At 61.2% G+C, this 25,983-nt stretch carries 23 protein-coding genes; 7 read left to right on the forward strand and 16 right to left on the reverse strand.

What is annotated here, in order from left to right; translation table 11 throughout:
- Positions 1 to 122: 122 nt before the first annotated feature.
- The 3 genes from CK910_RS00290 to CK910_RS00300 all read left to right on the forward strand — a co-directional run bounded on the left by CK910_RS00290 (position 123) and on the right by CK910_RS00300 (position 4,094).
- A complete protein-coding gene (locus tag CK910_RS00290; RefSeq protein WP_098980645.1) occupies positions 123 to 563 on the forward strand; it encodes a DUF1842 domain-containing protein in 441 nt (146 codons plus the stop codon).
- Between the two features lie 59 nt (positions 564 to 622).
- Entirely contained in the window at positions 623 to 3,595 is a 2,973-nt protein-coding gene (locus CK910_RS00295; protein WP_098980646.1) for an HD domain-containing phosphohydrolase, read from the forward strand.
- Positions 3,596 to 3,743: 148 nt separating this feature from the next.
- A complete protein-coding gene (locus CK910_RS00300; protein ID WP_043135148.1) occupies positions 3,744 to 4,094 on the forward strand; it encodes a hypothetical protein in 351 nt (116 codons plus the stop codon).
- Positions 4,095 to 4,152: 58 nt separating this feature from the next.
- Here the strand turns inward: CK910_RS00300 and CK910_RS00305 are convergent, their stop codons facing one another.
- The 5 genes from CK910_RS00305 to rplU all read right to left on the reverse strand — a co-directional run bounded on the left by CK910_RS00305 (position 4,153) and on the right by rplU (position 9,784).
- Positions 4,153 to 5,847, reverse strand: a complete 1,695-nt coding sequence (locus CK910_RS00305; RefSeq protein ID WP_098980647.1) for an AMP-binding protein — start codon at positions 5,845 to 5,847, stop codon at positions 4,153 to 4,155.
- Positions 5,848 to 6,020: 173 nt separating this feature from the next.
- Positions 6,021 to 7,391: a YjiH family protein gene (locus tag CK910_RS00310; RefSeq protein WP_098980648.1), complete on the reverse strand. Its 1,371-nt coding sequence runs from the start codon at positions 7,389 to 7,391 to the stop codon at positions 6,021 to 6,023.
- A 408-nt stretch (positions 7,392 to 7,799) separates the two neighbouring features.
- Positions 7,800 to 9,005, reverse strand: a complete 1,206-nt coding sequence (gene cgtA / locus CK910_RS00315; RefSeq protein WP_098980649.1) for an Obg family GTPase CgtA — start codon at positions 9,003 to 9,005, stop codon at positions 7,800 to 7,802.
- A 192-nt stretch (positions 9,006 to 9,197) separates the two neighbouring features.
- Positions 9,198 to 9,455: a 50S ribosomal protein L27 gene (rpmA, locus tag CK910_RS00320; RefSeq protein ID WP_005311678.1), complete on the reverse strand. Its 258-nt coding sequence runs from the start codon at positions 9,453 to 9,455 to the stop codon at positions 9,198 to 9,200.
- 17 nt (positions 9,456 to 9,472) lie between these two features.
- Positions 9,473 to 9,784 carry a 50S ribosomal protein L21 gene (gene rplU / locus CK910_RS00325; protein WP_005304210.1) on the reverse strand — a complete coding sequence of 104 codons (312 nt, stop codon included), beginning with the start codon at positions 9,782 to 9,784 and terminating at the stop codon, positions 9,473 to 9,475.
- A 242-nt stretch (positions 9,785 to 10,026) separates the two neighbouring features.
- Here rplU and ispB point away from each other — a divergent pair, with 242 nt between their 5' ends.
- A complete protein-coding gene (gene ispB, locus CK910_RS00330) occupies positions 10,027 to 10,998 on the forward strand; it encodes an octaprenyl diphosphate synthase (RefSeq protein WP_043554642.1) in 972 nt (323 codons plus the stop codon).
- Between the two features lie 90 nt (positions 10,999 to 11,088).
- On the opposite strand, the gene CK910_RS00335 is transcribed toward ispB, so the two are convergent.
- The 10 genes from CK910_RS00335 to CK910_RS00380 form a co-directional block, all read right to left on the reverse strand.
- Complete coding sequence (locus CK910_RS00335) at positions 11,089 to 11,277, reverse strand: DUF2065 domain-containing protein (protein ID WP_065403357.1); 189 nt, start codon at positions 11,275 to 11,277, stop codon at positions 11,089 to 11,091.
- Positions 11,278 to 11,378: 101 nt separating this feature from the next.
- Positions 11,379 to 12,263: a protease modulator HflC gene (hflC, locus tag CK910_RS00340; RefSeq protein WP_005311670.1), complete on the reverse strand. Its 885-nt coding sequence runs from the start codon at positions 12,261 to 12,263 to the stop codon at positions 11,379 to 11,381.
- 3 nt (positions 12,264 to 12,266) lie between these two features.
- Positions 12,267 to 13,415, reverse strand: a complete 1,149-nt coding sequence (gene hflK / locus CK910_RS00345; protein WP_043135178.1) for an FtsH protease activity modulator HflK — start codon at positions 13,413 to 13,415, stop codon at positions 12,267 to 12,269.
- A gap of 92 nt (positions 13,416 to 13,507) precedes the next feature.
- Entirely contained in the window at positions 13,508 to 14,794 is a 1,287-nt protein-coding gene (hflX, locus tag CK910_RS00350; protein WP_043135158.1) for a ribosome rescue GTPase HflX, read from the reverse strand.
- Positions 14,795 to 14,857: 63 nt separating this feature from the next.
- On the reverse strand, positions 14,858 to 15,121 hold the full coding sequence (gene hfq / locus CK910_RS00355; protein WP_005311664.1) for an RNA chaperone Hfq: 264 nt from the start codon (positions 15,119 to 15,121) through the stop codon (positions 14,858 to 14,860).
- A gap of 70 nt (positions 15,122 to 15,191) precedes the next feature.
- Entirely contained in the window at positions 15,192 to 16,109 is a 918-nt protein-coding gene (miaA, locus tag CK910_RS00360; RefSeq protein WP_098984940.1) for a tRNA (adenosine(37)-N6)-dimethylallyltransferase MiaA, read from the reverse strand.
- A 97-nt stretch (positions 16,110 to 16,206) separates the two neighbouring features.
- Positions 16,207 to 18,087: a DNA mismatch repair endonuclease MutL gene (mutL, locus tag CK910_RS00365; RefSeq protein WP_098980650.1), complete on the reverse strand. Its 1,881-nt coding sequence runs from the start codon at positions 18,085 to 18,087 to the stop codon at positions 16,207 to 16,209.
- 137 nt (positions 18,088 to 18,224) lie between these two features.
- A complete protein-coding gene (locus CK910_RS00370) occupies positions 18,225 to 19,784 on the reverse strand; it encodes an N-acetylmuramoyl-L-alanine amidase (RefSeq protein ID WP_043141827.1) in 1,560 nt (519 codons plus the stop codon).
- On the reverse strand, positions 19,775 to 20,248 hold the full coding sequence (tsaE, locus tag CK910_RS00375; protein WP_042865703.1) for a tRNA (adenosine(37)-N6)-threonylcarbamoyltransferase complex ATPase subunit type 1 TsaE: 474 nt from the start codon (positions 20,246 to 20,248) through the stop codon (positions 19,775 to 19,777). The genes CK910_RS00370 and tsaE overlap by 10 nt, the downstream gene beginning before the upstream one ends.
- An 8-nt stretch (positions 20,249 to 20,256) precedes the next feature.
- The gene (locus CK910_RS00380) at positions 20,257 to 21,768 is read right to left on the reverse strand and encodes an NAD(P)H-hydrate dehydratase (RefSeq protein ID WP_098980651.1); all 1,512 of its coding nucleotides are present in this window, start codon (positions 21,766 to 21,768) and stop codon (positions 20,257 to 20,259) included.
- A gap of 190 nt (positions 21,769 to 21,958) precedes the next feature.
- On the opposite strand from CK910_RS00380, the gene queG reads away from it, so the two are divergent.
- Both queG and ppgK read left to right on the forward strand, forming a co-directional pair.
- Entirely contained in the window at positions 21,959 to 23,101 is a 1,143-nt protein-coding gene (gene queG, locus CK910_RS00385; protein ID WP_098980652.1) for a tRNA epoxyqueuosine(34) reductase QueG, read from the forward strand.
- An 83-nt stretch (positions 23,102 to 23,184) separates the two neighbouring features.
- Positions 23,185 to 23,943, forward strand: coding sequence for a polyphosphate--glucose phosphotransferase (ppgK, locus tag CK910_RS00390; RefSeq protein ID WP_043141820.1), 759 nt, complete (start codon positions 23,185 to 23,187; stop codon positions 23,941 to 23,943).
- 65 nt (positions 23,944 to 24,008) lie between these two features.
- Here the strand turns inward: ppgK and CK910_RS00395 are convergent, their stop codons facing one another.
- A complete protein-coding gene (locus tag CK910_RS00395) occupies positions 24,009 to 24,464 on the reverse strand; it encodes a hypothetical protein (protein ID WP_098980653.1) in 456 nt (151 codons plus the stop codon).
- Positions 24,465 to 24,935: 471 nt separating this feature from the next.
- Between CK910_RS00395 and metN the strand changes: the two genes are divergently transcribed.
- On the forward strand, positions 24,936 to 25,979 hold the full coding sequence (metN, locus tag CK910_RS00405; RefSeq protein WP_043141816.1) for a methionine ABC transporter ATP-binding protein MetN: 1,044 nt from the start codon (positions 24,936 to 24,938) through the stop codon (positions 25,977 to 25,979).
- The last annotated feature ends 4 nt before the right edge of the window (positions 25,980 to 25,983 follow it).

Below are 25,983 nucleotides of genomic sequence, written 5' to 3' on the forward strand. Positions count from 1 at the left end.
CCTGACGGGGCGTCAACTGACAAGTTGCACAGTTACTCTCTCCGGCCGCAGGCGCTAGCATGCTGTGGCTCGTCGTCTGGTTGTGAGCTACACCCACCCTCTTCTTGCAGGAGAATACAGGCATGAATGCAATCACAGACACCAAGACCGGCCTCTTCCTCGCCTCTTTCGAGATTGGCAAAGCCATGCCGGGAGCACAACTGCTGCACCTGAACCTGGCCGTCTATACCCCGGGGGAGACGGTAAACGGCGTCGCTCACCTGACCCAGGCAACCAATCCACCGCTGGACATGGCCTCCGAACTGAAGGGCCAGTACACCTATATGTGTGTCATGCCCAAGCTGTGCCATATCCTGGTAACCGCTCAGGGTTATCCCATCATCAAGTGGCCGCAGGGTGGCGGGATCGGCCCCGTGATCCAGCCCAACTTCGAGCTGCGCATGGTGCTCAGTGAAGACTGGAAGTCAGGCACGGCCAACTACAAGTACCAGGACAGCCACCTGGTGTGGCACGAGGTGAAAGACGCCCCCGTCAAGCTGGTCCCCGCCGCCGTATTGGCGTGATCCCCAAGACGGCCCCGCCAGGGGCCGTCACATCCGATGCCATATCCTGATACCGCTCAATCATTTATTGTGTTTTCTGTCATCCTGTTGGCACACTGGTAGTTGATCGTCTCTGCAATCGCCCGTGTGACAAGGATGCGTCCATGACAAGTGCCAGGCCAGGTCGTAAACCCTTCTATGTGCATATCGCCACCCTCTTCATCCTGCTGTTTACCCTGCTGGGCAGCGCCCTCATAGCACTGCAGTTCCAGCAAGGGGCGCGCCAGGGGCTGGAGCATGAGCGACAGAACTTTCTGCAATACCGGGAACAGTTGTCCCTCGCGCTCCAGCTTAACGAGCGACCGGCCCGCATGTCGCTCAGCCTGCTGCGCAGCGGCCAGCTGGCGGCCATGACCAGCCTGGATGCTCGCCTGGGCTACCTGCCGCAACTGGCGGAGGTACTGGCCAACAGCCCCAGTTATGGCGCCGTCTACGCCGGCTATGAGGATGGCGACTTCTTCCTGGTGCGCAAGCTGACCGGACGGGCCAGAGCCCAGCTGGACAAGGTGCCTGCCGCCAGCACCCTGCTGGTGCAGAGCCTGCATCAGGGCAAGGGGGAGTTTCTCTACTTCGATCAGCGGCTGACCCTGCTCGAACGCCGGGCCATGCCCCTGTACCAGTTTGATCCCCGCAGCCGCGACTGGTACAAGCAGGCACGCTGGCGCACGGGGATCGCCACGACCAGTCCCTATCTCTTCTTTACCACCAAGGAGCCTGGCATGACGCTGGCGGTGGAGAGCGATGACAGACGGGCGGTGATCGGGCTGGATACCAGCGTCGAGGGGCTGTCGGCCCTGATCGGCAAGCTGCGCTTGCCGGCGCAGAGCCAGGTGATCCTGTTCGACGAATACGCCACCCTGCTGGCCGCCGATCCCAGGCATCTGCCCAGCTTCGAGCAGCTGAGCCAGCTGCCCACGCTGTCGGCGCTATCCCATCCGGTGCTGACCCGCCTGCAACAGCAGATCAGCCGCCAACCCGCCCTGCTGAGCAGTCCGGTGGAACTGAACCTGACCGCCGCCGATGACAGCGACTGGCTGGTCAACCTCTCCCCCCTCGGCGAGGGTTCCCCCTTCCATATCGCCCTGCTGGTGTCGGCCGATCTGCTCTACCAGCAGGCCCGCGACGAGGCACTGGTCAATCTCGGCTGGGCGCTGGCGGGCTTGTTGTTGTTGTTGCCGGTGATCTGGCTGGTCTCCCGCCGTACCGCCACCCCACTGCTGGCCCTGACCCAGGAGGCGGAGCGGATCCAGCACTTCGACTTCGGCGAGAGCCGGGTGCCTGAGTCGGCGATCCGCGAGATCGACGATCTGGCCCGTACCATGTCCGGCATGCGGCTGACCCTGGGCAACTTCATGAACATGGGCCGGGCGTTGGCGGCCGAACACCGCTTCGACTCCCTGCTCAGCCGCATACTGCAGGAGACCATAGCCGCGGTGCAGGCCCAAGGGGGCTGCCTCTACCTGGCGCAGGAGAAGAGCATGGTGGCGGTCCAGGCGAGCTGGCGACAGCAAGCCCTGCCTGCCGGGCAAGTCCCCTGGCAGGAGGCGCTGCTCGGCAAGCTGGCCCAGACAGAGCGGCTCACCCTGGCCGTCGACGAGCGCGGCTGGCGGCAGCATCTGGCGAGCTGGGGCCCCTTCCCCGGCCCCTGCCAGCTGGTGGCCGAGCCCCTGCGCAACCATAGACAGGAGCTGATCGGCTGCCTGCTGCTGATCCTGCCCGACTGCTCCGCCCGCGAGCTGGCCTCGCGCATCAGCCTGATCGAGGCGCTGGCGGGCACCTCGGCCTCCGCCATCGAGAACCAGCGGCTGCTGGAGGAGCAGAAACAGCTGCTGGAGTCCTTCATCGAGCTGATGGCCGGCGCGATCGATGCCAAGAGCCCCTACACAGGGGGTCACTGCCAGCGCGTGCCCGAGCTGACCCGGATGCTGACCGAGGCGGCCTGTACCCAGCAACAGGGCCCGTTCGCCGGCTTTCGGCTCAATGAGGAGGAGTGGGAGGCCATCCATATCGCGAGCTGGCTGCACGACTGCGGCAAGGTCACCACGCCGGAGTTCGTGGTCGACAAGGCCACCAAGCTGGAGACCCTCTACGACCGGATCCACGAGATCCGCACCCGCTTCGAGGTGCTCAAGCGCGACGGTTACATAGAGGCGCTGGCGGCCCGCCTGCCGGCGTCCGAACGGGAAGCGGCCAGAGCGGAGGTGGCACCGCTCTGGAGCATCCTGGACCAGGAGTTTGGCTTCGTCGCCGAGTGCAACCTGGGGGGCGAGTGGATGGCGCCGGAGAAGCTGACACGGCTGGATGCCATCGCCAGCCGCACCTGGCTGCGCACCCTGGATGACAGACTCGGCATCAGCCGGGAGGAACTCAAGCTGCGCCAGAGCGAGCCCGCCGCGCCGCTGCCCTGCGTCGAGCCGCTGCTGGCCGACAAGGCGGCCCACCTCATTCCCCGCCCCGTCCACGACCGCCTGGATGAGCACAACCCCTGGGGTTTCAAGGTCAAGGTGCCCACCCATCTCTACAACCGGGGGGAGCGCTACAACCTGGCCATAGGCCGCGGCACCCTCACCGAGGAGGAGCGCTACAAAATCAACGAACACATCATCCAGACCATCCGCATGCTGGAGCGGCTCCCCTTCCCGCGCCACCTGCGCAGCGTGCCCGAGATCGCCGGCGGTCACCATGAGCGCATGGACGGCAAGGGTTACCCCCGTCAGTTGCTGGGGCAGCAGATGAGCATTCCGGCCCGCATCATGGCCATCGCCGACATCTTCGAGGCGCTGACCGCCAGCGATCGCCCCTACAAGTCGGGCAAGACGGTGGCCCAGTCGCTGGCCATCATGCAGAGCATGGTGCGCGAGCAGCACATAGACCCGGCGCTGTTTGCCCTGTTCGTCGGCAGCGGCATCTGGCGCGACTATGCCGAGCGTTTTCTGGCGCCGGAGCAGTTGGACCAGGTAGATGAAGCCGCCCTGCTGGCCACACTGGCCTAGGGGGGGGGGGGGGGGGGCGGGATCATATTTTCTTACATTTGTGCGCTGGTCTGAGCGGACCGGCTTGGTTATAACTGTGCCCCTATAGCGAAGGGGAAGCAAAAGACTCCCCCTCACTCTTTGTCACACCACACTGTTCAGGTTATCCATGTCAAAACATCTCATCATGCTGGGCGCACTGGCGCTGTCCGGCTGCTCCCTGTTGTCGCCTCCCCCGCCCACAGTCACCCCGGTGCACCTGGCCGATGCCAGCCAGCACGGCTTCTATATCGAGTGCAGCAGCATGGCGGCCTGTTTCAATCAGGCCAACCAGACCTGCCCCCAGGGTTACAAGGAGACGGATCGCCGTCAGCAGACGCTCTACTCCACCCAATACACGACGGGCAGCTATGACGAGGAGAAGAAGCTCTACAAGGCGGGCAAGCCTTATCGCGTGGCCAGTACAGTCCATTCGCTGACCATTCAGTGCCCCACTGACTTGAGCATCACGCCGCGCTAGCAAGCAGCCGGCAACGAAAAAGGGCCCGCGGGCCCTTTTTTATCGCACCAGAACCGCCTCAGCGCGTCGCCTCGACATGCTGGCGGGCCAGCTCATCGCTCATTGCCTCCCGCATCTTGAACTTCTGCAGCTTGCCGGTCACCGTCATGGGGTACTCCTCCACGAAGCGGATATGCCTGGGTACCTTGAAGTAGGCGATGCGGGCCGACAGGAAGTGCTTGAGCTCCTCCTCGCTGACCTCCTGCCCGGGCCTGAGCTTGACCCAGGCGCACACCTCCTCGCCATAGCGCTCGCTGTCGACCCCGAACACGGCCGCATCCTGCACCGCCGGATGGTCGTAGAGCCGCTCCTCTATCTCGCGCGGATAGATGTTCTCGCCACCACGGATGATCAGCTCCTTGCTGCGCCCGACGATCTGCACATAGCCCTCTTCGTCCATGATGCCTATGTCCCCCGAGTGCAGCCACCCCTCCTCGTCTATGGTCTCCGCCGTCTTGGCAGGATCCTGCCAGTAACCCTGCATCACCCCCTTGCTGCGACAGCAGATCTCCCCCCGCTCGCCGATGGCCACCGTTTCTCCACTCGGGTCAACCAGTTTGATCTCGGTGTGATCGAGGGCGCGGCCGACCGTGGTGACCCGCTTGTCCAGCGGCGCATCGATGGCGGTCATGTGGTTGATGGGACTGCACTCTGTCTGGCCGTAGGCTATGGTCACCTCGGTCATGTGCATCAGGGTTTGCACCTTGCGCATCAAGGGCTCGGGGCAGATGGCCCCGGCCATGATGCCGGTGCGCAGGGAGGAGAGATCAAACTCCGCAAAGCCGGGCAGCTCCAGCTCGGCGATGAACATGGTCGGCACGCCGTGCAAGGCGGTGCAACGCTCCTCGCTCACCATCTGCAGGGCCGCCACAGGGTCGAACGCCTCCGATGGAAACAGGGCGCAGGCCCCCACGCTGATGCAGACCAGGTTGCCGAGCACCATGCCGAAACAGTGATAGAGCGGCACAGGTATGCAGAGCCTGTCCTGCTCGCTGAACGCCATGCCCCGCGCCACCTGACGGCCGTTGTTGAGTATGTTGCCGTGGCTCAAGGTCGCGCCCTTGGGGTTGCCCGTGGTGCCCGAGGTGAACTGGATGTTGATCGCATCGTCCGGCTTGAGGCCGGCCGCCACCTGGGCAAGCCGGGCCGGATCCTGCTCGTCCCCCAGCGCCAGCACGGCACCGAAGTTGAGCATGCCGGCGCTGGCCTCCTCCCCGAGCCGGATCACCATCGCCAGGCTCGGCAAGCGGGCGCTGACCAGCTGCCCGGGCGGCGAACTGGCCAGCTCCGGGGCCAGCTCATTGAGCATGGCGAGGTAGTCGCTGCCCTTGAAGGCACTGGCACAGATGAGGGCACGGCAGCCCACGTTGTTGATGGCAAACTCCAGCTCGTAGCTGCGGTAGGCAGGATTGATGCAGACCATGATGGCGCCGATGCGGGCGGTGGCGAACTGCACCAGACACCACTCTATGTTGTTTGGTGACCAGATGCCGACCCTGTCTCCCGGCTGGATGCCGAGCGCCAGCAAGCCCAGCGCCAACCTGTCTATCTGGGTCAGGTATTCGCGGTAGTTCCAGCGGATCTGCTGGTGGCGCACCACAACGGCGGGCCGTTCGGGAAAGCGGTCGGCTATCTCTTGCAGGTATTCGCCTATGGTCTGATGAAGCAGGGGCTGATCGCAGGGACCGGCCCTGTAGCTGAGCAGTGAGGTCATGGGGTGACTCCTGGCCACGTTCGATTTGAATTGCCTACTGCTCGGCTGGCACGCTTTTTTCAGCTTGTTACATTAATGTAAAGCCCCACTATTAAAAAGACTCACTTTGGTCTAATGCCGACCACAAAAAACGGCCAACCTATGTTGACCGTTTTGCATCCAGCACAACTGCCCTAGAACAACAGATGCGCCACACCGGCGATGACCGGCAGCGTGACCAGGGTGCGCAGCAGGAAGATGACAAACAGCTCCCACAGCTTGACCGGGATCTTGCTGCCCAGCAGCAGGGCACCCACTTCCGACATGTAGATGAGCTGGGTGACCGACATGGCGGCGATCACGAAGCGGGTGATGTCGCTCTCTATGGTAGAGGCCAGCACGGCCGGGATGAACATGTCGGCGAAGCCCACCATGATGGTCTTGGAGGCGGCTTCCGCATCCGGCAGTTGCAGCAGCTCCAGCAAGGGCACAAAGGGCGCCCCCAACCAGTTGAAGATGGAGGTGTGCTCGGCCAGCATCAGGGCACAAGTCCCTATGGCCATCACCACAGGCAACACGCCGAATACCATGTCGAGTGCGTTCTTCACACCTTCTCGCGCCACCGCGCCCATGTCCGTCATGCTTTCGGCCTTGGTCAGCGCCCGCTCATAGCCGTAGCTCAGCACGCTGTGCTCATGAGGCACTGACTCCTGCTGACGGCACAGGGGGGTGCCATCGGCATAGACGTCCTGCTTCCAGGAGAGCGGCGGCAGGCGCGGCACGACTATGGCAGCCACCACACCGGCCAGGCAGACGGTCAGGTAGAAGGGCACGAACATGTGTTCCAGCCGGACCTGGGAGATCACCACCAGACAGAAGGTAATGGAAACCGCCGAGAAGGTGGTACCTATGACCGCGGCTTCGCGCTGGGTGTAGAACTTGCCTTCGTACTGCTTGCTGGTCAGCAGAATGCCGACGCTGCCATCCCCCAGCCAGGAAGCGAAGCAATCCACGGCGGAACGGCCTGGCAGGCGGAACACGGGGCGCATGATGCGGGTCATCATGGTGCCGACGAACTCCAGCAGACCGAAGTCCAGCAGCAAGGGCAACAGCAGACCGGCGAAAATGAACACCGAGAACAGCACAGGCAGCAGATCGTGCAGCACCAAACCACCGGTGGCACCGGAGCGCAGTGCCTCGGGCCCGATTTCGAAGAAGGTCAACAGCACGAAGATGCCGCCCAGTACCCGTACGCAGGCCCAGAAGGGGGAGACGTTGAACAGGCTGTTGAGGAAGGGGCGCCTGACCAGGATGGCCGGCTTGAACAGCCAGGCTACCAGCGTCATCAGCATGGTGGTGGTGATGATGGCGCTGACCATGGCCACCAGATAATCGGCAAACACCGTCTGTACCAGCTTCGCCAGCACAGCCACGGGTATGGTGACGTTTCCGTCATAGATGACGGGGGTCATGAACAGCAGGATCCCGATGAGTGACGGGACCAGGAACATCAGCACATTGCGGCGGGTATTGAGCGCAGGTGCTTGCAGAGTCTTTTCCAGCATGGTCTACAGCCTTAATGTTACTTTTCCTTAGCCAGGCAAACCTGCATATCCATGCTCTCGCCCGGCAAAACGGGCGCAAGAATACCCCAATAAAATGCACAAACAAGCTCTTAATGGATCATTTCAAGCATAAATATTTTCACAGGCAAACCTTCCATAAGAATGCACGCAAGCAGATACGCATATCAATTCATTGCAATTGGTTAGCATATTGTTTCGACAAGGTTACATTCAGGTGCGCAGTATAATCAGTTGCGGTTGGCAGGCAATAAGTGACATAAGAAATATATCTATATGATGATCGGGCCAGCCGGATGAGCCCCATAAAAAAACCGGAGTCTGTTGCCAGACTCCGGTTTTTCTCATCGATGGGCCAGGATGCCACACCGATCAGGCAGGACAGGGTGATCAGTCACGAACATAGATGACTTCAACGCCATCATCTTCGTCATCATCCCAGTCGTCGTCATCGTCGAGGGTCGCATCGAAGGCCAGGGAAGCCGCTGCGGCCTCAGCTTCGGCCTGGGCCAGCTGGTTCTTGTGGTAATCGTCCCACTTGAACTCCACCTTCTCGATGGCGTCCTTGGCATCTTCGACCAGCGTGCGTGGCATGGTATCCAGCAGATCCAGGATGTCGTAGCACACCTTCTTGGTGCCTTCCTTGCTGATGGCCGTGATCTGGTAGACAGGGCCTTCGTATGCCAGCGCAGCCTTGACGCGCTCCATCACCTCGACCGCTTCCTCTTCCAGGATCAGATCCATCTTGTTGAACACCAGCCAGCGCGGCTTGCCCGCCAGCTCGGGGCTGTATTTTTCCAGCTCCTTGACGATAGTCACGGCATTCACGGCCGGATCGGAGCCATCTACCGGGCAGATATCCACCAGGTGAAGCAGCACGCGGCAACGCTCCAGGTGCTTGAGGAAGCGGATCCCCAGACCTGCGCCTTCGGCGGCACCCTCGATCAGACCCGGAATGTCAGCGATCACGAAGGAGCGGGAGTTCTCGCCACGCACCACGCCCAGGTTGGGCACCAGGGTGGTGAAGGGGTAGTCAGCCACTTTCGGACGGGCCGCAGAGACGGCGCGGATAAAGGTGGACTTGCCCGCGTTGGGCAGACCCAGCATGCCGACGTCGGCCAGCAGCAGCAGTTCCAGCTTCAGGGTACGTACTTCACCCGGCGTACCGCTGCTCTTCTGGCGCGGCGCCCGGTTGACGGAGCTCTTGAAGCGGGTGTTGCCCAGACCGTGGAAACCACCCTTGGCAACCATCAACTTCTGACCATGAGTGGTCAGGTCGCCCAGTCGCTCACCGGTATCTTCATCACTGGCGCGGGTTCCGACAGGAACGCGCAGTACCTTGTCTTTGCCACGATGACCGGTACAGTTGGCACTGCGGCCGTTCTCACCGCGCTCGGCCGCATGGAAGCGTTCGAAACGGTAATCGATCAGGGTGTTCAGGTTTTCATCGGCAATCAGATAGACATCGCCGCCATCGCCACCGTCTCCGCCATCCGGACCACCGTTGGGAATATACAACTCCCGGCGAAAACTGACACAACCGTTACCACCGTCACCGGCATCGACTCGAATCTGGACTTCATCAACAAACTTCATAGGTAACCGTCACCTTAATTCGAAAAACCGATACGCAATTATAGTGGTACAGGCCCCTGCGGGCGATACGCATCTTAGCGATGAATGCCTCGTGCAACACCAGGCACATCTGCGTTCCGTTTTTTCGTAAACTGCGTCAGAAAAACAAAAGCCCCGCCTGTTGGCGGGGCTTCGGATCCTTGCGGTCCGTAATTACTCAGCAACTATGCTAACGTACTTACGATTCAGCGGACCTTTAACTTCGAACAGGATCTTGCCAGTCGCTTTCGCGTACAGGGTGTGATCGGTGCCCAGACCAACGTTGGTGCCAGCGTGGAACTTGGTACCACGTTGACGAACGATGATGCTGCCTGCCAGAACTGTTTCGCCGCCGAAACGCTTAACGCCAAGGCGTTTAGCTTCAGAATCGCGACCGTTGCGGGATGAACCGCCAGCTTTTTTGTGTGCCATCTATCGGACTCCTCTAATTAAGCGCTGATGCCAGTGATTTTGACTTCAGTGAACCACTGACGGTGGCCCGCTTGCTTACGATGGTGCTTACGACGGCGGAACTTGACGATAGTCACTTTCTCGCCACGGCCGTGAGCCACAACTTCAGCTACAACCTTGCCACCTTCAACGAAAGGAGCACCTACTTTAAAAGTGTCGCCTGCAGCAACCATCAGAACTTCGTTGAAGTCGATGGTAGCGCCAGTCTCAACGTTCAGCTTTTCCAGACGAACGATTTGACCTTCGGCCACACGGTGTTGTTTTCCGCCGCTTTGGAATACCGCGTACATTTGATTAACTCCGTAAAGGCGTGTCTTTTGCTCAAGGCCAGACACGCGCAAAAACCTATAACAATGGGCCGGCATTCTACGCAAATCGATTTGCTCAGGCAAGGCCAATTTAGCAAAAAGTTTATTTTGTGCGCATATCTGCCGCCGTGAATAAACGCTTAACTGTAACCCATTGTGAAATCGTGTAGAATCCCCGCCATTACTAAAACCGCAGTTATTGCTGCCGTCACGTTACGAGACTTATGGACCAACAGACTATCCGTGCGCTCTGTGCCGCCGACATGACGGCGGTGAATGAACTGATCCTGGCGAGACTTCAATCCGATGTCAGCCTGATCAACCAGCTGGGTTTCTATATTGTCAGTGCAGGCGGGAAACGGATGCGCCCCATGCTGACAGTGATGGCCGCCCGCGCATTGGGATACGAAGGTCAGGATCATCTCAAGCTCGCCGCCATCATAGAATTCATTCATACCTCTACCCTGCTGCACGACGACGTGGTCGACGAATCCGACCTGCGCCGCGGCCGGGAGACGGCCAACGCCCTGTTTGGCAATGCCGCCAGCGTGCTGGTGGGTGACTACCTCTACAGCCGCTCCTTCCAGATGATGAGCGAACTCTCCAACCTCAAGGTGATGGAGATACTGTCGGATGCCACCAACACCATAGCCGAGGGCGAAGTGTTGCAGCTGATGAACTGCAACGATCCGGATACCACGGAACAGAGCTACATGACGGTCATCTATTGCAAGACCGCCAAGCTGTTCGAGGCCGCCACCCGCCTCGCTGCCGTGCTGACCCATCAGCCCGAGCCCGTCGAGCAGGCCATGACCGACTACGGCAAGTATCTGGGTACCGCCTTCCAGATCATCGACGACGTGATGGACTACTGCTCCCAGAGCGATGAGATGGGCAAGAACGTCGGTGACGATCTGGCCGAAGGCAAGCCAACCCTGCCGCTGCTGCGAGCCATGGAAGTGGGCTCGCCCGAGGAGCGTCAGCTGGTGCGCGATGCCATCGAGCACCGCAACGGCATGGAGCATCTCGACCGGATCCTGGCCATTCTGGATCGCACAGGTGCGCTGGAGTACTCCCGCATGCGTGCCCGGCAAGAGGCCGACAAGGCCATCGCAGCGCTCTCCGTCCTGCCGGACTCCCAGCACAAGCAGGCGCTGGAAACCCTGGCCCAGATGGCGGTACAGCGCAGCGCCTGAGTCAACGACTCCTGCTGGATGAAAAAAGAGGCCCTGGGGCCTCTTTTTTATTGTCTGCGCTTTGCTGGTAGCCCGAGCCGGCCAGATGGCTCAATGGCTCAGCATCCAGAGGATCACGGTGCCCGCCACCACCAGCGAACCACCGATGCGGCGCAGCTGCTCGGGTGGCTGATCACTGAGCAGCCGCAGCATCTGCTGCCAGGCCTTCGGCATCAACAGGGGGCCAAGCCCTTCAAACAGCAATAGCAGCCCCAATCCCATCAAGATGGATGTCAACATTCCCGCTCCTTGCACAAAAAAGCCGCCCGTATCGACGGGGTCTGGCGCCATAAAGCAAAAGGGCCTGAATCATCAGGCCCTTTGGTCTTATTGCTTGTCCCTTACTGCTTGGTGCCGTGAGGAGACTTGAGGTAGCGGAAGAACTCGCTGTCTGGTTTGAGCACCATCAGGTCGTTGCCACCGGCAAAACTCTTGCGATAGGCCTCCATGCTACGCACGAAGCTGAAAAACTCGGGGTCTTTCTTGTAGCTGTCGGCATAGATCTTGGCGGCTTCGGCATCCCCTTCACCACGCAACTGACGCGCATTACTCTCGGCGTCGGCGATCATGACGGTCACCTTGCGGTCGATGTCGGCACGCAGGATTTCGGCCTGCTCGCGGCCCTGGGAGCGATGCTCACGGGCCACGGCAGTCCGCTCGGCACGCATCCGCTGATAGATGGAGCTGGAGACTTCCACCGGCAGGTTGATCTGCTTGATCCGCACATCGACCACCTTGATGCCGAGCTCGGAGGAGCGCGCCATCTTCATCAGCGCATCTTCCATCACGGTACTGCGCTCACCAGAGACTATGTCCTTGATGGTGCGGTTACCGATCTCGGAACGCAGACCGTTGTTGATCTTGCGCTTGAGCAGGTCTTCGGCCTGGATCTTGTTGCCACCACCGGTTGCCAGGTAGTACTTGGAGAAGTCCTCGATCTTCCACTTCACGTAGGAGTCGATGATGAGGTCTTTCTTCTCCGAGGTGACGAAGCGATCCGCCTGGCCTTCCAGGGTCTGGATGCGGGCATCCATCTTGCGAACCTGGTCGATAAGCGGCACCTTGAAGTGCAAACCAGGCTCATAGAGCCGCGGCTCGCCGGATTCAACCCGCTTCACCTTGCCAAACTGCACCACTATGCCCTTCTGGCCTTCATCAATGATGAAGATGGAAGAGAAGCAGACCATGGCGGCCACAGCGATGACACCAATAGCTATTTTTTTCATCTATTAGTTTCTCCCTGAGCTGAAACGGTCACCGCTGCGCAGCGGGGTCGGTGTGGAGTTGGCCCCTTCGTTGGACGGCGTGGTCGATTCAACTACCGGCGTGCCAGCCGGACGAGCCGGTTGTACCGCATTCGCCTTGCCAGACAATTTGTCGAGCGGCAGATAGATCATGCTGTTGTTACCCGCCGGCATGTCCACCAGCACCTTGTTGGCCTGTTGATAAAGCTCTTCCATGGTTTCCAGGTAGATACGCTCGCGAGTCAACTCGGGCGCGGCCTGATACTGGGGCAGCAACTCGTTGAAGCGAGCCACTTCACCCTTGGCCTTCAGCACTATCTGAGACTTGTAACCTTCGGCTTCCTGTTCCAGACGCTTGACCGAACCGCGGGCCTTTGGCTCCACTTCACGGGCATAGGCTTCCGCTTCACGAATGAAGCGCTGCTCATCTTCCTGGGCGGAGATGGCGTCATCGAAGGCGTCTTTCACCTCTTCCGGCGGACGCGCCGGCAGGAAGTTGACGTCGACGATCTGCAGACCCATGTGATATGGCTCCACGATACTGTCGATCACCTGCCAGGTTTCCTGACGGACCTTTTCACGACCCGTGGTCAGCACATCGTCCATCCGGGTGTGACCCACCACATAGCGCAGGGCGCTGTCGGTGGCCTGACCCAGACTCTCGTCAGCATTGGTGACGCTGAACAGGTACTGCTCGGGATCGACCACGCGATATTGCACGTCCATCTCGACCCGCACCACGTTCTCGTCCTGGGTCAACATGAAGCCGGAGGCCGGCAGGGAGCGTACAGACTCGACGTCCACCGGGATCACCCGGTCGATGAAGGTCGGTTTCCAGCGCAGGCCCGGATCCACGTTATGGGAATACTCCCCAAAACGCAGCACCACGCCCCGCTCGGCTTCGCGAATGGTGTAGAAGCCGCTGACGACCCACACCACCACGGCCACGACCAGTGCGATAGAGAGACCAAAACGGCCCATCTCGCCACCTGACTTGCCACCACCCAGCAAACCACCAAAACGGCGGCTTACCTTGCGCAACATCTCGTCCAGATCAGGGGGTCCCTGATTCTTGCCGTTGTTCCCCCAAGGGTCACGGTCTTTGCCGTTGTTTCCAGGCTCATTCCAAGCCATCAGCATCTCCATTAATACAAGCGGATGGATATCAACTCTATCTGGCCATCAATCGCTGATGAAGCCTGTAAGCATTCATCTTCATCGACGAATCAATGCCTGATAAAGCGTTGTAAATTCTCGCCTTCCTGTTTCACGAGGCGGTTCCAGTCGGCAAGCTGCAAGCGTACCTCCAGGACAAAATCCCCCTCCTCGCTGAAACCTTCCTGTTCAATGCCCTTCAGACGATAGAGCGCACTGCGCAATCTGGCGGCCGAAGGGGGCAACTGCAGGGTGTGATGCACCATGGAGCCGGCCAGCAACTCGGTCAGGGCCGTAAACAGGTATTCACAGCCTTCACCCGTCTGGGCAGACAACCAGAGCCGCACCGGGCGCCCCTCATCATCCCGCTCCAGACCCGCCGGACGATCAGCCAGCTTGTCGATCTTGTTGCAGATCATCAGCTGGGGTCGGTCGTCGGCCTCAATCTCGGCCAATACCTGCTGCACCGAATCGATATTTTCCTGCATCTGCTCATCGGCGCAGTCCACCAGGTGCAGCAGCAAGTCAGCTTCACGGGTCTCCTGCAGCGTCGCCTTGAAGGCCGCGACCAGATCATGGGGCAAGTGTCGAATAAATCCAACTGTATCCGCCAAGATCACATCACCCACATCCCGGATCACCAATTTACGCAGGGTGGGATCCAGTGTTGCGAACAATTGGTCGGCAGCATACACGCTGGCAGCTGTAAGTTGGTTGAACAAAGTGGACTTTCCGGCGTTGGTGTAACCCACCAGTGAAACCGTCGGCACCTCATTGCGATTGCGGGCGCGACGGCCCTGCTCCCGCTGTTTGGCCACTTTGTCGAGCCGACGCAAAATCGCCTTGATGCGTTCACGCAACAGGCGGCGGTCGGTTTCCAGCTGGGTTTCGCCCGGGCCGCGCAGACCGATCCCGCCCTTCTGACGCTCAAGGTGGGTCCAGCCTCGCACCAGGCGAGTAGAAAGATGGCGTAACTGGGCCAGTTCGACCTGCAACTTGCCTTCGTGGGTACGGGCGCGCTGGGCAAAGATATCCAGGATCAGGCCGGTTCTGTCCACGACCCGACACTGGAACAGGCGTTCCAGGTTGCGCTCCTGGGCAGGGGTCAGGGCATGGTTGAAGATCACCACGTCTGCGCCCAGCATCTGCACCTGGGACGCGATCTCTTCAGCCTTGCCGCTGCCGACAAAAAATTTGGCGCTGGGTGCACTGCGGTTGGTGGTGACCACCCCCAACGCATTGACCCCGGCCGAGCTCACCAACATCTTGAGCTCTTCCAGATCCTCCCGCTCACCCTCATCGCTGAAGTTGACATGTACCAGAACGGCCTGTTCGCCGGCTTCATAACGGTCAAACAAGCGCTTGCTCCTTGACAGGAATCATGATGAATCTGGGTTGGCGAGTCGTCTCGCCTCGGGATATCACGCCTCGGCTTCACCCTGTTCTTCGCCAGCTGCGCCTGGGACGTGCTGGTGATGGTTGACGGCACGGGCCGGCACCACGGTGGAAATGGCGTGCTTGTAGACCATCTGGCTCACGGTGTTCTTCAGCAAAATGACAAACTGGTCAAACGATTCGATCTGACCCTGCAGTTTGATGCCGTTCACCAAATAGATAGAAACAGGAATCCGCTCACGGCGCAGCGCATTCAAAAACGGGTCTTGGAGAGATTGCCCCTTAGCCATCTTCTTTTCCTTATAGTTTGTTGTTTTTAAACACCGGATATCAATATAACAACCTGATTATACAGGAGTGTCAAGCCACTCCGGCACGGGCAACGACCCTTGCCAGATTGCCAGACTCACCAGATTCCAACCAGGTGACTTCAGGCCAACCGCGCAACCAGGTCATTTGACGCTTGGCCAACTGGCGGGTGGCAACAATTCCGCGATAGCGCATCTCATCATACTCCACTTCCCCTGCCAGGTAGTCCCACATTTGGCGGTAGCCAACGCAGCGAATAGCGGGCAAGTCGGGGGTGAGATCGCCCCGCTCATAGAGCGCCCTGACCTCTTGTTCGAACCCGCTTTGCAACATCTTGTCAAAGCGCTGTTCGATGCGCTGGTGCAACAGGGCGCGATCGCTCGGGGCGATGGCAAATTGATGCACGCGATAGGGTAATCCTTCCCCCTGTACCTGGGTCAGCTCGGTGAGCGTCTTGCCACTGATGCGATAGACCTCGAGTGCCCGACTCAGACGCTGCGGGTCATTGGGATGGATGCGCGCCCCGGCAACCGGGTCTATGCGCACCAGCTCCTCGTGCAGCGCCTGCCAGCCGAGGCGAGCTGCCTCTTCCTCAATCCCGACACGAATGACAGGGTCGGCGGATGGCAGCGGCGAGAGTCCCTCCAGCAGCGCCTTGAAATAGAGCATTGTGCCCCCCACCAGCAGCGGAATGCGGCCACGGGCGACTATGCCGTCCATCTCCCGCAAGGCATCGCGGCAAAAATCCGCCGCCGAATAGCTCAAGGCAGGATCGAGCATGTCGATCAGCTTGTGGGGTGCCAGGGCCAGCTCGTCGGCCGTCGGCTTGGCAGTGCCTATGTCCATGCCGCGATAGATGAGCGCAGAGTCCACGCTGATGATGTCGCAGGGCAGGGCCTGACAAAGATTGATGGCGAGATCCGTCTTGCCGGAGGCCGTCGGCCCCATCAGAAAAATTGCAGTCGGCAAGTCAGCCACGTGAAAAACTCCCCTTGCATGGTCGCCACCGGAGCGGGCGCACCTGCAAAAACTTATCTATTGGTCGAAGAGGCGGTCATCCCGCCCCTCAGTTGCCATCGGCAAACTCGGCCAGCACGCTCGCCAACGACACGGGGCGCACCATGCGCGTGTCTGCCAGTTGGTCACCGTAATCGGTCACAAGTTCCGTCAGCAAACGACTGGCAGTTGAAAAATCATATACTTTTTCGCGGCTTATCCCCTGCTCCACCAACCATTGGCATAATACTTCAGCCAGCTGACTCGCATCACTGTCAGATCCGCTCTCGATAATTTGCAACAATTCGGGTAATAACCGCACCAGATCGGTCTGGCGCAGCAAGGCTGGCACCCGAGTCAGGATCATGGTGTCGCGCCCCCCGTTTTTCAACTCCAGCCCCATGCGTTTGAGCAAACGTTCCTGCTCTTCAACCAGCGCTATCAGGTTCTTTGGCAACTTGAAGGAGACCGGCAGCAGCAGCGGTTGCGCCGCCAGTCCCTGCCCCCAGGCCTCCAGCAGCCAGTTGCGCAGCAGCAGGCGCTCGGCCCGCACCAGCGAGAGCAGTGCCAGCTGGCCGTCTCGCGCCAGCAGCAGATAGGCCTGCTCCACCAGGGTGAGCGCCCGCCAGACGCCTGGCGCGGCCTGAACGGCTGCGTTGGCGGTCACCGCCGAGGTGACGGGTACGACAGGCGCGGGCACAGCACCGGGCAAGGTGGTGAGCAGCGCGCCCATGCCACGCATCGCCTCCCGGCTGGGGGGCTCGGGTGGCTGATAATTGCCGGCCCGCCCTGCACCGCCCCCTTCCCGCACTTCCTGGGCCGGCGCCCGATAGTTGTGCTCGGCGCCGTACCACTCGGGACGGGGCGCCTGGCCCGGGTATTCAATCTGCCCGCTGACCGGCAGCTCGACCAGGGTCTCGGCCAGCGGCTCGCCCTGTTCGGCTCTGGCGGCCGCCTCCCGGTGCAGGGCGGTGAACAGCGCCTGAAAGATGAAGTCGTGGATGAGGCGCGCCTGATGGAAGCGCACCTCGTGCTTGGCCGGATGGACGTTCACATCCACCTGATGGGGATCCAGCTCGATATAGAGCACATAGGCGGCAAAGCGGTCGGCGGGCAGCAGCTCATCATAGGCCTGGCGGATGGCGTGATTGATGAGCTTGTCGCGCATCATGCGGCCGTTCACATAGGTGTATTGCAGATCGTTTTGCGGTCTGGCCCCCTGCGGGGTCGCCAGCCAGCCCCACAGGCGCACGTCGCTGTGCTCGCTTTCCACCGCCAGCGCGTGGTGCATGAAGGGGGTGCCACAGACGGCGGCCAGGCGGCGCTCCTGCTCGGGCACCGTATTGGCGGCCTTGTACTGGCGCATCACCTTGCCGTTGTGGCGCAGGATCAGGGTGACATCGAAACGGGAGAGCGCGATGCGGCGCACCAGCTCGTCGATATGGGCGAATTCGGTCTTTTCGCTGCGCATGAACTTGCGCCGCGCGGGGGTATTGAAGAAGAGGTCCACCACCTCCACCGTGGTGCCCACCGGATGGGCCGCCGGCTTGACGGTGACCTGCATCTCGCGCCCTTCCGCCTGGGCTTGCCAGGCCTCGGACTGATCCTGGGTGCGGGAGGTGAAGGTGAGACGGGAGACAGAGCTGATGGAGGCGAGCGCCTCGCCGCGAAAGCCCAGGCTGCAGATCCCTTCCAGATCATCCAGAGTCGCCACCTTGGAGGTGGCGTGGCGCGACAACGCCAGCACCAGCTCATCTTTGGCGACACCGCAGCCATTGTCACGGATGCGGATCAGCTTGGCGCCGCCCTTGTCGATGTCGATCTCAACCCGGTCGGCCCCCGCGTCCAGGCTGTTTTCCACCAGCTCCTTGACGACCGAAGAGGGCCGCTCCACCACTTCGCCTGCGGCAATCTGGTTGGCCAGAATGGGCGGTAAAATACGGATCGGCATGGCTTGCTCCTGACCTTTAGTCTTGCGGGATCCAGACCCAGTCACCACTGAGCAGGGCCGCTCCCCCTCTCTCCTGCGGCAATCTGGTTGGCCAGGAAAGGCGATAAAACAGGGAGCGGCTTGGCTGCCCACTGTCTCTATTCTTGGGGGATATAGAGCACCTGCCCTATCTGGATATCCCGTGATTTGAGTTTGTTGATCTCCACCAGGCGCGCCTGGCTCACCCCGAACTTCTCGGCGAGGCGAGAGAGACTCTGGCCGCGGGTGACCACATGGCGGATCATCCTGGCCTTGTCGTTGCTCTGCACGCTGCTGACAGGCACGCTCGGCTCCTTGGCGGCCACCACATAGGGCTTGATCACACCGGCGCCGGACGAGCTGCTGACGCTGCTGACCGGGGCGCCGCCATCACTGCTGCGGTTTGGCTCGGTGGCCGGCATCCGGTTGGTCACCACGGGCTGCGACTGCACCTGCGCCGGTTTGCTCACGGCGGCAGGCTTGCTCACCGCCACGGGTCTGCTGACCGCCGCAGGCTTGCTGGCCTGCCCCTTGCCGGTCAACATGGCGCCCTTGGTCGGGTGGGCACGGTAGTAGTTGCGGATGCCTTCGAAGATGGCTCGAGCCAGCTGATCCTGATAGGCCGGGGTCGCCAGCAGCTTCTCTTCTGCGTGGTTGGAGATGAAGCCCGTCTCCACCAGCACAGAGGGGATGTCCGGCGCTTTCAGCACCGCCAGACTGGCGTGCTCCGGCGCCTTCTTGTGCAACCTGGCCACCTTGCCCATGGAGCGCAGGATCTGGCGGCTGACGTCGTAGCCCTCGGCGCGGGACTTGTCCATGGAGAGATCGAGGAAGGTCTGCGCCAGATAGGGGTTGGGATCGGATTCGGCCAATACCTTGCCCACCCCGCCCAGCAGTTCGCCCTGTTTCTCCTGCTTCTCCAGCCAGCTGCCCATCTCGCGATTGGCACGGTTGGTCGACAGCACCCAGACAGAGGCACCGCGCGGGGTGGAATTGTGGAAACTGTCCGCATGCACCGACACCAGCAGGTCGGCCTTGGCCTTGCGGGCTATCTCGGAGCGCTTGTTCAGATCGACGAAGTAGTCGCCACGACGGGTCAGCACGGCGCGCATGCCGGGTTCCCTGTCGATGAGTGCCGCCAGCTTCTGGGAGACAGCCAGGGTGACCCGCTTCTCATAGGTGCGGCGCGGACCTATGGAGCCCGGATCTTCCCCGCCATGGCCCGGGTCTATGGCGATCACCACCCCCCGGCCCTTGCCGCCAACAGGCGCGGCCTGCACGGCGGCGGAGGCTTTCTCTTCATAGGGCAGGTCGATCACCAGCCGGTGGCCATAGGGGCCAGCCGGCGCCAGCGGGAACACCACCGGCTTGATGGTGGAGCTCAAGTCCAGCACCAGTCGCAGGCCGCCCTTCTCCAGCGGAGAACTCTCGCGGATCTTGCGCACCAGCTCGCTGTTGTTCTCGATGCGGGCCAGATTGGTGACGTTGTTCGCCCCTTTGAGGTCGATCACCAGCCGATCCGGGCCTGTCAGGGTGAAGTAGTTGTAATTGGGGGCGCTGCTCATGTCGAGCACCACCCGGGTGTTATCCGGCGATGGCCACACCCGCACACTCTTGAGCTGATTCGCCCAGGAGGGTAAGGCCATCAGAGAGAGGGCAATAACAAGGATCAAGCGCACGTAGATGACAACCGTTCCAGAATGGCTTCGCCAATCGCAGTGCGAGCCTCTATCAGAGCCTCACGCTGCTCGTTTACATAAGTCAGGGTAATGTCGAGATCGGGCGCCGGCAGCCAGCCTTCACCCTTTTCGGGCCACTCCACCAGGCAGAGGGTATTGGCGGCAAAGTAGTCCCGAATGCCCATGAACTCCAGCTCTTCCGGATCGGCCAGGCGGTAGAGATCGAAGTGGTAAACCTGCCACTCGGCCAGTTCATAGGGCTCGACCAGGGTGTAGGTCGGGCTCTTGACCTTGCCCTGATGGCCCAGCCCCTGCACCCAGCCACGGGTCAGGGTGGTTTTTCCGGCCCCGAGGGAGCCGTGCAAGAACACCGTGGTCGCCTGCTGGCAGGCGTGTGCCAGACGGCCACCCAGTGCCACTGTTGCTGCCTCGTCCGGCAGTGTCATCATCAACTGTTTTGCCATGTTCTTCTTTAACTTGTTATGGTGTCGGGATTAACCAGTCGACGGATAAAAGGCAGCAGGTCCGATGCCAGCATGCCCCGCTCTCCGTCTGCGGCGGCCAGATCGGCCGCTTCCCCGTGGATCACTGCGCCCAGCCGGGTTGCCTCGACGGCAGACCAGCCCTGGGCCAAAAGGGCGGCGATTATACCAGATAACAGATCGCCCATGCCGCCACTGGCCATGCCGGGATTGCCCTCGTCACAGAGCGCTATCCCCTTGCCGTCACAGATGAGCGTTCCCGCCCCCTTGAGCAGCACGACACCGCCAAAAACTTGCTGCAAGCGCCGCACGGCGGCAAAACGATCTGCTGCAATCTCGGCAATGGAGCAGCCCAGCAGGCGGGCCGCCTCACCCGGGTGAGGCGTAAGCACCCAATTATCCTGATGACGGGGACATAGCGCCAGCCAATTCAATCCATCGGCGTCCAATACCAGCCGTGTCCCCTCATTGACCAAGGACTCAAAATGGCGGCGACCCCATTCGTCCTGACCGAGTCCCGGCCCCACCAGTCGCACCGAGGCCCAGTGCTCATCCGTATCGACCTGCGTATTCATCAACTCGGCTTGATAAAGGCTGACGGAACCATGACTCGGGTGCTGACATACCCGTACCAGCCCGGCTCCTGCCCGCAGGCAGGCAAGACCCGCCAGCACTATGGCGCCCTGCATGCCCACATTGCCCCCCACCAGCAGCACCTTGCCGTGAGAACCCTTGTGGGCCGAGCGCTGGCGCGGTGTCAGCAGGTGTTTGAGGCCGGGGTAATCGATCCGTTCGGCAGCCGCTTGCAGGCCAGCCTCCGGCGTGACGCCGAGGGGATCGCAATCGAGCCGGCCGACACCATCCACCCCCTCGCCGGTGAGCATGCCCTGCTTGATGCCGATGAAGGTGAGGGTGCGGCTGGCACGGACCAGGGCCCCCATGGCACGGCCCGTGTCGGCATCGAGGCCGGAGGGCAGATCCACCGCCAACACCGGCGCTCCCAAGCTATTGATTGTTGCGACGATCTTTGTCAGAAGCGGCGAGAGGGGGGTATGGACACCTGTGCCGAGCAGTGCATCTATCACCAGATCCGGCGGCGGCAGTGAATCAAGCTCGCTCGCGCCGGCCATCAGCACTGTCCCGCCCTGCGCCAGCCACTCATCGGCGGCCCGTCTGGCATCCCCCTTCAGCCCGGCGGGATCCCTCGCGCCGATCACCTGGGGCTCGAGGCCGATCTGCCTGGCGAGGCGGGCCAGCACATAGCCGTCACCGCCGTTGTTGCCCGGGCCGACGAAGATCCACCAGTTGCGGCTCTGCGGCCAATGGTGGGTGGCATAGGTGCGCAGCGCCGCACCGGCCCGCTCCATCAGGGCGTAGAGCTCCTGCCCTTCGCGCTCGGCCCAGCGCTGCTCCAGCGCGCGGATCTGTTCAGTCCGCCACAGTGATTGTGGTAAACTGCGCACCTCTTTCCCGCTGATAGCATCCCCGATGACCTGTACCATGATGGCTCCTGACTTTCATCCATTGGCCCTGGCTGACACGCGCCGGGCACCCGATGCGACATGACCACAGCTGATTTTCACTGCCGGTTGACCCAGGACATCCCGCCTTTGGGACCGGATGCAGCATGAGCGCGCCTGAGTTTCACCGCAGGTTGACTCAGGACATCCAGCCCTTGGGACCGGATGCAGCATGAGCACGCCTGATTTGCAGCAGTTGGCCCACGATATCAAGCTATGGGCGAGCGAGCTAGGATTTGACCAGATCGGCATCACGGACACGGATCTCAGCCTCGAAGAGCCCAGGTTGCAGGCCTGGCTGGATGCCGGCCATCACGGCAGCATGGACTACATGGCCCGCCACGGCATGATGCGGGCCAGACCCCACGAGCTGCTGCCGGGCACCCAGCGGGTGCTGTCGGTGCGGATGAACTACCTCCCCTTCGAGGCCGGCTTCGCCGCCACCCTGCGCGACCCGACCCTCGGCTACATCAGCCGCTATGCCCTCGGCCGCGACTACCACAAGGTGCTGCGCAACCGCCTCAAGCAGTTGGGCGATCGCATAGAACAACGCTGCCGGGAACTCTGTCAGGCCACGGGAGAGTGGCGCCCCTTCGTCGACTCGGCCCCCATACTGGAGCGGCCGCTGGCCGCCAAGGCTGGGCTGGGCTGGATCGGCAAGCATTCGCTGCTGCTCAACGAGTCGGCGGGTTCCTTCTTCTTTCTGGGAGAGCTGCTGATCAGCCTGCCGCTGCCGCTGGATGCCCCGGTGGAAAAAGAGCAGTGCGGCAAGTGCGTGGCCTGCATCAATATCTGCCCGACCGGCGCCATAGTCGCGCCCTATATGGTGGATGGGCGCCGCTGCATCTCCTACCTCACCATAGAGAACGACGGCCCCATCCCGGAAGAGTTCAGACCGCTGATGGGCAATCGCATCTATGGTTGTGACGACTGCCAGCTCATCTGCCCCTGGAATCGCTATGCGGATGTGAGCCCCGAGCCCGACTTCAGCCCGCGCCCCAACCTGCACCGCCCGCCGCTGCTCGAATTGTGGCGCTGGAGCGAGAGCGAGTTTCTCAAGCACACTGAGGGGAGCCCGATCCGGCGTATCGGCTATCAGCGCTGGCGCCGCAACCTGGCGGTGGCACTCGGCAACGGCCCGGCCACCCCAGACGTCATAGCCGCGTTGCAGCTGGCGCAGAACGAGGCAGAGCCCATGGTGGCCGAGCACATAGCGTGGGCGCTGGCGACCCTGGCCCGGCGCCAGCAGGATGACAGCAAAAAAACCCGCTTGTTGATCCGTTGCATCGAAAAAGGTCTGCCGGATCACGCATAAGTGATCTGCCCCTTGCCGGATACACGTCATTTTTTCATGCTCTGCCGACGGTTAACCGTCGGCACTATAAAAGGAACAATCTGATGCAGATGTTGGGAGTGGATATCGGTGGCTCAGGGATCAAGGGATGCCTGGTCGATACCGAAACGGGCGAGCTGATTGGCGAGCGCCATCGTCTGGTGACGCCGCAACCGGCCACCCCGGCCGCCGTTGCACATACCCTCAAGGCACTGGTGGAACATTTCCAATGGAAGGGCCCGGTGGGCTGCGGCTTTCCCGCCACCATCCACAACGGCATCGCCAAGAGCGCGGCCAACATCGACAAGAGCTGGATTGAGACCGATGCTGCCCACCTGTTTGCCGATGTGACCGGCCTGCCCTGCCACGTGATCAACGATGCCGATGCGGCTGGCCTGGCCGAGATGCGCTTCGGGACCGGCAAGGATCGCAGCAAGGGTGTCATCATCCTCATCACGGTCGGCACCGGCATAGGCACAGCCGTGTTCGTCAACGGCCAGCTGCTGCCCAACACCGAGCTGGGCCATCTGATGCTGGAAGGCATGGTTGCCGAGCACTACTGCTCGGATGCGGTGCGCAAACGCGAGGATCTCTCCTGGAGCCGCTGGGGCAAACGCTTCAACAAATACCTGGCCAGACTGGAGTTTCTGTTCTCTCCCGACCTCTTCATCCTGGGGGGCGGCAGCTCCTCCAAGCTCGACAAGTTCATCGACAAGATTGAGACCCGGGCCCCCCTGGTGGCGGCCGCCAACCTCAATCAGGCCGGCATCATAGGCGCCGCCCTCCATGCCGCCGAGCTCAGCCGGGAACAGGCCCCCCGCTGAGCCGGACGCCTGGCAGAGAATGAGAGAGGCCCGGCAGATGCCGGGCCTCTCTCATTGCCTCTGTGCTAGATATCGTCGAGTCTATGCACCCCGTGCACCAGCCGGGTCAGGCGGGTCTGCTCCAGCGATGACAGCGCACTCAGCAGGGCGGCCGTCTCTTCCGTCGGGCATTCGCGGGCCAGGTGGCCCAGCTCGCCGATGAGTTTCTCCTCCTGACGGCACACCTGCTGCACTATGTCCTGAGTCTGGGCCGTGGCAGACAGTGACAGCCGCTGGATGTCAGGCAGCAGATCCTCGCTGAACCCTCGCTCAAGCCAGGTCTCCCTGATCCCGCCCCCCAGCTGGCCCAGGTAGTCGTGCAGATGGGCCCTGGCCGCTTCCTCCCGCTCTTGCAGATAGGCCAGCAGCATGCGGCTGCGCTCGCCATCCACCTCGGCCATCAGCCGCCCGTAACAGAGCCCGAGCTGGTGATGAACCAGTTCCAGATACAGCAGCAAGTCCTTGATCTGTTGAAATCGCATTGCTCTGCCCTCCTGCATACCATGCCCTTTCAGTATAAAAAACAGGCAATTGCAATCCAAGCCCAAGCGTGGCGCTTGTTGCGCTGCATCAAGACGCAGGCCAAGAAAGCAGCGATCAGAACAAAGTGGAATGATTTGTGCCGATCCGGGTGCGATAGCAGCATGACCAGGTAAACCCGACTCGAGACTAATAAAGAAGGAGATAAGACCACATTTGCCATGTGATATTCGGCGATATGGCTACACTGCCAAATACAATATTGATGTGAGCGAGATCACCGTCCGCGTTAGTCGGCAGACGGGAATCCTTAGCACTTTTTTAGACGTCTAGAAGTATAAACACGCGTTGACACAGCCATCCAGACATCTTAGCATCATCCTCCATGATGACAGAGCAACCCAGTGGAACCTCTGCCCAATTCACCCGCCTGTAGCGCCCTGTGCTTTAAGGCTGTTAGCACGGAAGAATCCATGATTAAGTTGAACGGTCTCAACAAAGTCTACGGTAAAGGCAGTGATGCCGTGCACGCCCTGCGTGACGTGAGCCTGCATGTGCCACAAGGCAAGATTTTCGGGGTGATCGGCGCCTCGGGGGCCGGCAAGAGTACCCTCATTCGTTGTGTCAACCTGCTGGAGCGCCCGACAGAGGGCCAGGTCATCGTCGATGGCCAGGATCTGGTCGCCCTGCCGGAGCGGGAGCTGACCCAGGCCCGCCGCCAGATCGGCATGATTTTTCAGCACTTCAACCTGCTCTCCTCCCGTACCGTGTTCGCCAATATCGCGTTCCCGCTGGAGCTGGCAGGCTGGAGCAAGGCCCAGATCCAGGCCAGAGTCGACGAATTGCTGGCCCTGGTCGGGCTGGAAGCGCGCGCCCACGCCTATCCGTCCGAGCTGTCAGGCGGTCAGAAGCAGCGCGTCGCCATCGCCCGCGCCCTGGCGCCGGCCCCCAAGGTACTGCTGTGTGACGAGGCCACTTCGGCCCTGGATCCGCAGACTACCCGTTCGATCCTGAGCCTGCTCAAGGAGATCAACGTCAAACTGGGGCTCACCATCTTGCTCATCACCCACGAGATGGACGTGGTGAAGGGGATCTGTGATGACGTCGCCATCATCAGCGACGGCAGCCTGATCGAGCAGGGCGAGGTCGCCTGGTTCTTCAGCAACGCCAAGACCCAGCTGGCACGGGACTTCATCCACTCCACCATACATCTGGAGGTGCCGCAGGAGTATCAGGACAGGATGAGTGCCGAGCGGGTGGCCAACAGCTATCCGCTGGTAAAGCTCGGCTTTACCGGCAGCACGGTCGATACGCCCCTGATTTCCGAGGCGAGCCGTCGCTTCAACATCGACATCAGCATTCTGAGCGCCGATATCGAGTACGCCGGGGGCGTCAAGTTCGGCTTCCTGCTGGCGGAGCTGTTCGGGGATGAGGCCCAGTGCGAGGCGACCCAGCAGTTCCTGATAGACAATCATATTCAGCTGGAGGTCATGGGTTATGTCCGCAGCAATGACTGATCTG

This window comes from Aeromonas sp. CA23, assembly GCF_002587065.1.
GTDB lineage: Bacteria > Pseudomonadota > Gammaproteobacteria > Enterobacterales > Aeromonadaceae > Aeromonas > Aeromonas bestiarum.